This is a genomic window from Rhizobacter sp. (assembly GCF_031412075.1).
Taxonomy (GTDB): domain Bacteria; phylum Pseudomonadota; class Gammaproteobacteria; order Burkholderiales; family Burkholderiaceae_C; genus Rhizobacter.
Map to the genome: position 1 here is coordinate 1 of NZ_JANOCG010000486.1, position 6,368 is coordinate 6,368.

Below are 6,368 nucleotides of genomic sequence, written 5' to 3' on the forward strand. Positions count from 1 at the left end.
ATCGAGCGCTACAGCCACGTCATGCACATCGTCAGCAACGTCGAAGGCCTGCTCAAGCCCGGCACCAGCAACCTCGACGTGCTGCGCGCCACCTTCCCCGCCGGCACGCTGACCGGTGCGCCCAAGGTGCGCGCGATGCAGATCATCGACGAGCTCGAGCCGGTCAAGCGCGGCATCTATGGCGGCGCCTGCGGCTACCTGAGCTTCGCTGGCGACATGGACGTGGCCATCGCCATCCGCACCGGCATCGTCAAGGACCAGGTGCTGTACGTCCAGGCGGCCGCCGGCGTGGTTGCCGATTCGGTGCCCGAGATGGAGTGGCGGGAAACCGAGGCGAAGGCGCGTGCGCTGCTTCGTGCTGCCGAACTCGTCGAGGAGGGCTTCTAAATGCTGCTCATGATCGACAACTACGACAGCTTCACGTTCAACCTCGTGCAGTACTTCGCCGAGCTGGGTGAAGACGTGCGCGTGTTCCGCAACGACGAGATCACCCTCGAAGGCATTGCCGAATTGAAGCCCGCCAAGCTGGTGCTCTCACCCGGCCCGTGCTCCCCCGCCGAAGCCGGCATCTGCGTGGACAGCATCAAGCACTTCACCGGCAAGCTGCCCATCCTCGGCGTGTGCCTGGGCCACCAGGCCATCGGCGCCGCGCTGGGCGGCAAGATCATCCGCGCCAAGACGCAGATGCACGGCAAGACCGATGTGATCCATACCGACAAGCGGGGGGTCTACAGCGACCTGCCGGAGCAGTTCACCGTCATCCGCTACCACTCGCTGGTGATTGAACGTGCTTCGCTGCCCAAGGAGCTGGAGATCACCTCGACCTCGCAAGACGACGAGATCATGGGCGTGCGCCACACCGCGCTGGCCGGCACGAAGACGCCGCTGGAAGGGGTGCAGTTCCATCCCGAGTCCATCCTCACCGAGCACGGGCATGCGATGTTGAAGAACTTTCTGGATCTGCGGCCATGAAGACAGTGGACTTGCGCAGCGACACGGTGACCCGGCCCACCGCGGCGATGCGCGAGGCGATGGCGCGTGCCGAGGTGGGTGACGACGTGTTCGGCGACGACCCCACCGTCATCGCGCTGCAAGAGCGCATGGCCGCGCTCACCGGCAAGGAGGCCGCGCTCTTCGTCACCAGTGGCACGCAGAGCAACCTGGCGGCGATCATGTCGCACTGCGGCCGTGGCGACGAGTACATCGTCGGCCAGATGCACCACACCTACCGCTGGGAAGCCGGCGGTGCGGCGGTGCTGGGCAGCGTGCAGCCGCAGCCGCTCGAGCACCAGAGCGACGGCACGCTCGCGCTGGCCGACATCGAGGCCGCCATCAAGCCCGACGACGCGCACTTTGCCAAGAGCCGTCTGCTCTGCCTGGAAAACACCCTGGGCGGCCGGGCGCTGTCGCTCGCCTACATGGCCGACGCGACCGCACTGGCCCGCAGCCGCGGCCTGGCCACCCACCTCGATGGCGCGCGGGTCTTCAACGCCGCGGCGGCTTTGGGCGTGCCGGTGCACGAGCTCACTCGGCATGTCGATTCGGTGTCGGTGTGCTTTTCCAAGGGCCTGGGCGCGCCGGTCGGCTCGGCCCTGTGCGGCTCCAAGGCGCTGATCAAGAGCGCGCACCGCTGGCGCAAGATGCTGGGCGGCGGCCTGCGCCAGGCTGGCGTGCTGGCAGCGGGCGCGTTGCATGCGCTGGACCACCACGTCGAACGCCTTGCCGAAGACCACGCCCTGGCCCGGCGACTCGCGCAAGGCCTGCAGGGCATCGCGGGCCTGACGGTCGAGCCCCCCGAAACCAACATGGTGTTCGTCGACGTGGCGCCCGAGCGTGCGGCCGCCTTGCTGGCGCACCTCAAGTCGCGCGGCATCCTGAGCACGGGCCTGTACCGCTTGCGCTTCGTCACCCACCTCGACGTCGATGCCGCCGGCATCGACCGCACCATCTCCGCCGTGCGCGAGCACTTCAACGCCTGAGCCTGCCATGACCATCACCAACACCGAAGCCCTGGCTCGCGTCATCGACCACCGCGAGATCTTTCACGACGAGATGCTGACGCTGATGCGCCGCATCATGAGTGGCGAGATGTCGCCGGTGATGATCGCGGCCTTTGCGATGGGCCTGCGGGTCAAGAAGGAAACCATCGGCGAGATCGCCGCCGCTGCGCAGGTGATGCGCGAGTTCGCCACACCGGTGGCCATCGCCGACAAGACAAACCTGGTCGACCTGTGTGGCACCGGCGGCGATGCAGCACAGACCTTCAACATCTCCACCGCCGCGATGTTCGTGGCCGCTGCCGCGGGCGCGCGTGTGGCCAAGCATGGCGGGCGCAGCGTGTCGTCGAGCACCGGCAGCGCCGACGTGCTCGAAGCCTTTGGCGCCAACGTCAACTTGAACTCCGAGCAGGTGGCGCAGTGCCTGGAGCAAACGAACATCGGCTTCATGTTTGCGCCCAACCATCATGCGTCGATGAAACACGCCGGCCCGGTGCGCAAGGAGATGGGCGTGCGCACCTTCTTCAACATCCTGGGCCCGCTCACCAACCCGGCTGGCGCGCCCAACCAGCTGATGGGCGTGTTCCATGCCGACCTGGTGGGCATCCAGGTGCGCGTGCTGCAGCGCCTGGGCTCGGAGCATGTGATGGTGGTCTATGGCATGAATGGCATGGACGAGATTTCGCTCTCTGGCGAGACGCTGGTCGGTGAGCTGAAGAACGGCGAGGTGCGCGAGTACGTGGTGCACCCGAGCGACTTCGGCATGCCGGTCTACGACACGCGTGTGCTCAAGGTCGCCAACAAGGCCGAGTCGGTGCAATGCATTCAGCGCGCCTTTGCGAATGAAGACGGGCCGACGCGCGACATCGTGCTGCTCAACGCCGGCGCGGCGCTCTATTGCGCCAATGTGGCGTCGTCGGTCGGCGAAGGTGTGAAGCGAGCCCGTGAAGCGGTGGCCTCGGGTGGCGCGATGAAAAAGCTCAGCCAGTTCGTCGCGGCCACGCAGCAGTTCAAGGCCGCCTGAACATGAGCAACATCCTCGACAAGATCGTTGCGGTCAAGCGCGAAGAGATCGCAGCGGCGCGGGTGAAACGTGACCTGGCGTCATTGCGCCGCGAGGCCGAAGCGCGCACCGACGTGCGTGACTTCGCTGGCGCGATGCGCGCCAAGCTCGCCGCCGGCCACGCGGCAGTGATCGCCGAGGTGAAGAAGGCCAGTCCCAGCAAGGGCGTGCTGCGTGAGCATTTTGTGCCGTCGGAGATTGCCGCGAGCTACGAGCGTGGTGGTGCGGCCTGCCTGAGCGTGCTGACCGACGTGCAGTTTTTCCAGGGCGCCACGGCTTACCTGGAGCAAGCGCGTGCGGCCTGTGCGCTGCCGGTGCTGCGCAAGGATTTCATGGTCGACGCCTACCAGGTGTTCGAAGCGCGTGCGATGGGTGCCGACTGCATCTTGCTGATCGCCGCTTGCCTCGACGACAAGCAGATGGCCGACCTCGAAGCCCAGGCCCATGAGCTCGGCATGGCGGTGCTGGTCGAGGTGCATGACGGCGATGAACTGGACCGCGCGCTGAAGTTGAAGACACCGCTGCTCGGCATCAACAACCGCAACCTGCGCACGTTCGAGGTGACGCTAGCCACCACGCTCGGCCTGTTGCCACGCGTGCCGACCGATCGCCTGCTCGTCACCGAAAGCGGCATCCTCGGCCGCGCCGACGTGCAGCGCATGCGCTCGGCCGACGTGCACGCCTTCCTCGTCGGCGAGGCCTTCATGCGTGCACCGGACCCGGGCGCCGCGCTCGCTGATCTGTTCCAGTGAGTTCGCTCGCCCAACCGCTGGCGCGCCTGTTCGACGAGGTGCCGGCTGCGTGGCACCCGGTGGTCGATGCGTGGCGCCAGACCCCGGCCGCTCGGGCCTTGATCGCGCACGTGGACACGCGTGTCGCGGCAGGCGCCACGGTGTACCCCGCGCAGGTGCTCCGCGCGCTGGACCTCACGCCGCTCGACCAGGTGCGCGTCGTCATCCTCGGCCAAGACCCGTACCACGGCCCCGGCCAGGCCCACGGCCTCGCCTTCTCAGTGCCCGACGGCACACGCACGCCACCGAGCCTGCGCAACATCTTCAACGAGTTGCAGCGCGAGTTCGGGCGCGCGCCGGCACGCACCGACCTCTCGGCCTGGGCGAAGCAGGGTGTGCTGCTGCTCAACACCACGCTGACGGTGGAAGATGGCGCCGCCGCCAGCCACGCCGGCAAGGGCTGGGAAGGCCTGACCGAACGCCTGCTGCAAGCCGTTGCGTCACGTTCGAAGCCCTGTGTCTACCTGCTCTGGGGCGCGCACGCGCAACGCTTCGAGCCGCTGATCGCAGCCCATGCCGGGGTGCCGCAAGACACCCTGGCGCTCAAGTCCAACCACCCCTCGCCGCTGTCGGCCCGGCGCCCGCCGGTGCCCTTCATCGGCAATGGCCACTTCGGGGCGGCCAATGCCTTCCTCGCCACGCGAGGAGGCGCCATCAACTGGCTCGCCTAGCTGGCCTTTGATTGGTATTGAACTTGCTGATGCGACGCCGGTGAGCGGCCGGAAAGCGGCGTGCCGGCCGTGGCTTGCTCACGACCGTCAGGCCAACCCATTGTTTTGGAACACCTTCTTCAGATGACATACCAATTGACATATTGGTATTACTGGTACTAGACTGGTTTTGTTTTATAGGCCGGTGGTACTTCGGCCTGCCACCCAGTCTGCCGGAGTTTTCGAAGCATGGATTTTTCACGCGCCCAGGCCGACCCTCGCCGCAACCTGCTTGGCGTGGGTTTTGTCGTGCTGTTCCACGCCGCCCTGGTCTACGCCCTGATGAGCGGCCTGGCCCGCAAGGTGGTCGATGTGGTGCGCGCCCCCATCGACACACGGGTGATCGAAGAGATCGTCAAACCGCCACCGCCGCCCGAGGTGGCGGTGCAGCCGCCCCCGAAGCTGGATGCGCCCCCGCCGCCCTTCATCCCGCCGCCCGAGGTGCAGGTGGCGGCGCCGCAGCAGGCGCAGCCCACCATCACGGCCGCGGCCGAAGCGCCGCCCACGACCGTGGTGACACCGATGGCGCCCGCTGCCGCGCCGGCACCGGCTGCGCCCGCAGCGCCTTCGGTCGGCGTGAGCTGCCCCGGCTACAAGCAGGTGATGCAGGCCGCCGGCTACCCACGCGAGGCCTTGAAGGCGCAGATCGATGCGGGCGAGGTGCTGGTGTCTTTCAGCATCGGCACCGACGGCCAGGTGAAGAACGCCACGATCCTGCGCTCGACCCACCGGGTGTTCAACCGGCACAGCCTGGAGACGGTGGCGCAGTTCAAGTGCACCGCACAGCCGCAAGAGATTGCCGGTGTGCAGGTGCCCCTCGTTTTCAACACGCAGTGACGCGGTCATTGACTTTCATCCATTGGGAAAACAGCATGTCTCTCTTCAAGCAATTCAACCGTCTTCTCGCGACGACCCTGCTGGCCGCCGGCGCGGCGCTGGCTGCGCCTGCATGGGCACAGGTGCCCGCCAGCGCACCGGCCGCTGAGCCCGCCATCGTGGCCGCGCCTGCAGCGGGCGCCATGACCAAGGAAACCGTCGAGAACCCGTATGACCTGAAGCACCTCTGGGCCCAGGGCGACGTGGTGGCGCGCGGCACCTTGATCATCCTGGTGATCATGAGTGCGGCGAGCTGGTACATCCTCGTCACCAAGCTGTACGAAAGTTTCAAGATCGCGGCTCAGGCGCGGAAGGCGCGACTGAGCTTCTTCAAGTCGGCCAGCCTCAGCGCCGGGGTCGACACCTTGCCGCAGGGCGGCGCGTTCCGCTTCATCGCCGAGACGGCCATTGATGCCGGCAAGGATCACGCGGGCGAGCTCACCGCCAACATCGACCGCAACACCTGGGTCGGCATGAGCGTGCAGCGCGCCATCGAGAGTGTGCAAAGCCGCCTGCAGGACGGCCTGGCGGTGCTGGCCACGGTAGGTTCCACGGCACCTTTTGTCGGCCTGTTCGGCACCGTGTGGGGCATCTTGAATGCGTTGACCGCCATCGGTGTCGCCGGCCAGGCGTCGATCGACAAGGTGGCCGGCCCGGTCGGCGAATCGCTGCTGATGACGGCCATTGGCCTGGCGGTGGCTGTGCCGGCGGTGCTGGGCTACAACTGGCTGGTTCGCCGCAACAAGACCACGATGGAATCGGTGCGCAGCTTCGGTGCCGACCTGCACGGCGTGCTGCTCGGTGCCGCCAAGGCAGCGCGCTGAGCGGCCAGGAGACACAGCATGGCGATGAACGTAGGCGCCCCCGTCGGCGACGAAGACGAGGTGGTGGCGAGCATCAACACGACCCCGCTGGTGGATGTGATGCTGGT

At 67.0% G+C, this 6,368-nt stretch carries 8 protein-coding genes and 1 pseudogene; all 9 read left to right on the forward strand.

Annotated features, from left to right (window positions below; all coding sequences use genetic code 11):
* On the forward strand, positions 1 to 387 hold a 387-nt coding region (locus tag RMO40_RS18115), incomplete at its 5' end, for a chorismate-binding protein (RefSeq protein ID WP_309724404.1).
* Positions 388 to 972 carry a glutamine amidotransferase-related protein gene (locus tag RMO40_RS18120; protein WP_309724406.1) on the forward strand — a complete coding sequence of 195 codons (585 nt, stop codon included), beginning with the start codon at positions 388 to 390 and terminating at the stop codon, positions 970 to 972. It begins immediately after the preceding gene.
* Positions 969 to 1,979, forward strand: a complete 1,011-nt coding sequence (ltaE, locus tag RMO40_RS18125) for a low-specificity L-threonine aldolase (RefSeq protein ID WP_309724408.1) — start codon at positions 969 to 971, stop codon at positions 1,977 to 1,979. The genes RMO40_RS18120 and ltaE overlap by 4 nt, the downstream gene beginning before the upstream one ends.
* Positions 1,980 to 1,986: 7 nt before the next feature.
* A complete protein-coding gene (gene trpD / locus RMO40_RS18130; protein WP_309724410.1) occupies positions 1,987 to 3,021 on the forward strand; it encodes an anthranilate phosphoribosyltransferase in 1,035 nt (344 codons plus the stop codon).
* A gap of 2 nt (positions 3,022 to 3,023) precedes the next feature.
* Positions 3,024 to 3,812, forward strand: a complete 789-nt coding sequence (trpC, locus tag RMO40_RS18135) for an indole-3-glycerol phosphate synthase TrpC (RefSeq protein ID WP_309724412.1) — start codon at positions 3,024 to 3,026, stop codon at positions 3,810 to 3,812.
* Positions 3,809 to 4,522, forward strand: coding sequence for a uracil-DNA glycosylase (locus tag RMO40_RS18140; RefSeq protein ID WP_489660192.1), 714 nt, complete (start codon positions 3,809 to 3,811; stop codon positions 4,520 to 4,522). The genes trpC and RMO40_RS18140 overlap by 4 nt, the downstream gene beginning before the upstream one ends.
* A 228-nt stretch (positions 4,523 to 4,750) precedes the next feature.
* On the forward strand, positions 4,751 to 5,398 hold the full coding sequence (locus RMO40_RS18145) for a TonB family protein (RefSeq protein WP_309724414.1): 648 nt from the start codon (positions 4,751 to 4,753) through the stop codon (positions 5,396 to 5,398).
* A gap of 35 nt (positions 5,399 to 5,433) precedes the next feature.
* The gene (locus RMO40_RS18150; RefSeq protein WP_309724416.1) at positions 5,434 to 6,261 is read left to right on the forward strand and encodes a MotA/TolQ/ExbB proton channel family protein; all 828 of its coding nucleotides are present in this window, start codon (positions 5,434 to 5,436) and stop codon (positions 6,259 to 6,261) included.
* Between the two features lie 18 nt (positions 6,262 to 6,279).
* A pseudogene (locus tag RMO40_RS18155) lies at positions 6,280 to 6,368 on the forward strand (biopolymer transporter ExbD); the annotation flags it as partial.

Bases quoted from the DNA above. Each gene is read 5' to 3' on its own strand.
- RMO40_RS18150 (WP_309724416.1), top strand. From the start codon at position 5,434: ATGTCTCTCTTCAAGCAATTCAACCGTCTTCTCGCGACGACCCTGCTG.
- trpC (WP_309724412.1), top strand. From the start codon at position 3,024: ATGAGCAACATCCTCGACAAGATCGTTGCGGTCAAGCGCGAAGAGATC.
- ltaE (WP_309724408.1), top strand. From the start codon at position 969: ATGAAGACAGTGGACTTGCGCAGCGACACGGTGACCCGGCCCACCGCG.
- trpD (WP_309724410.1), top strand. From the start codon at position 1,987: ATGACCATCACCAACACCGAAGCCCTGGCTCGCGTCATCGACCACCGC.
- RMO40_RS18145 (WP_309724414.1), top strand. From the start codon at position 4,751: ATGGATTTTTCACGCGCCCAGGCCGACCCTCGCCGCAACCTGCTTGGC.
- RMO40_RS18120 (WP_309724406.1), top strand. From the start codon at position 388: ATGCTGCTCATGATCGACAACTACGACAGCTTCACGTTCAACCTCGTG.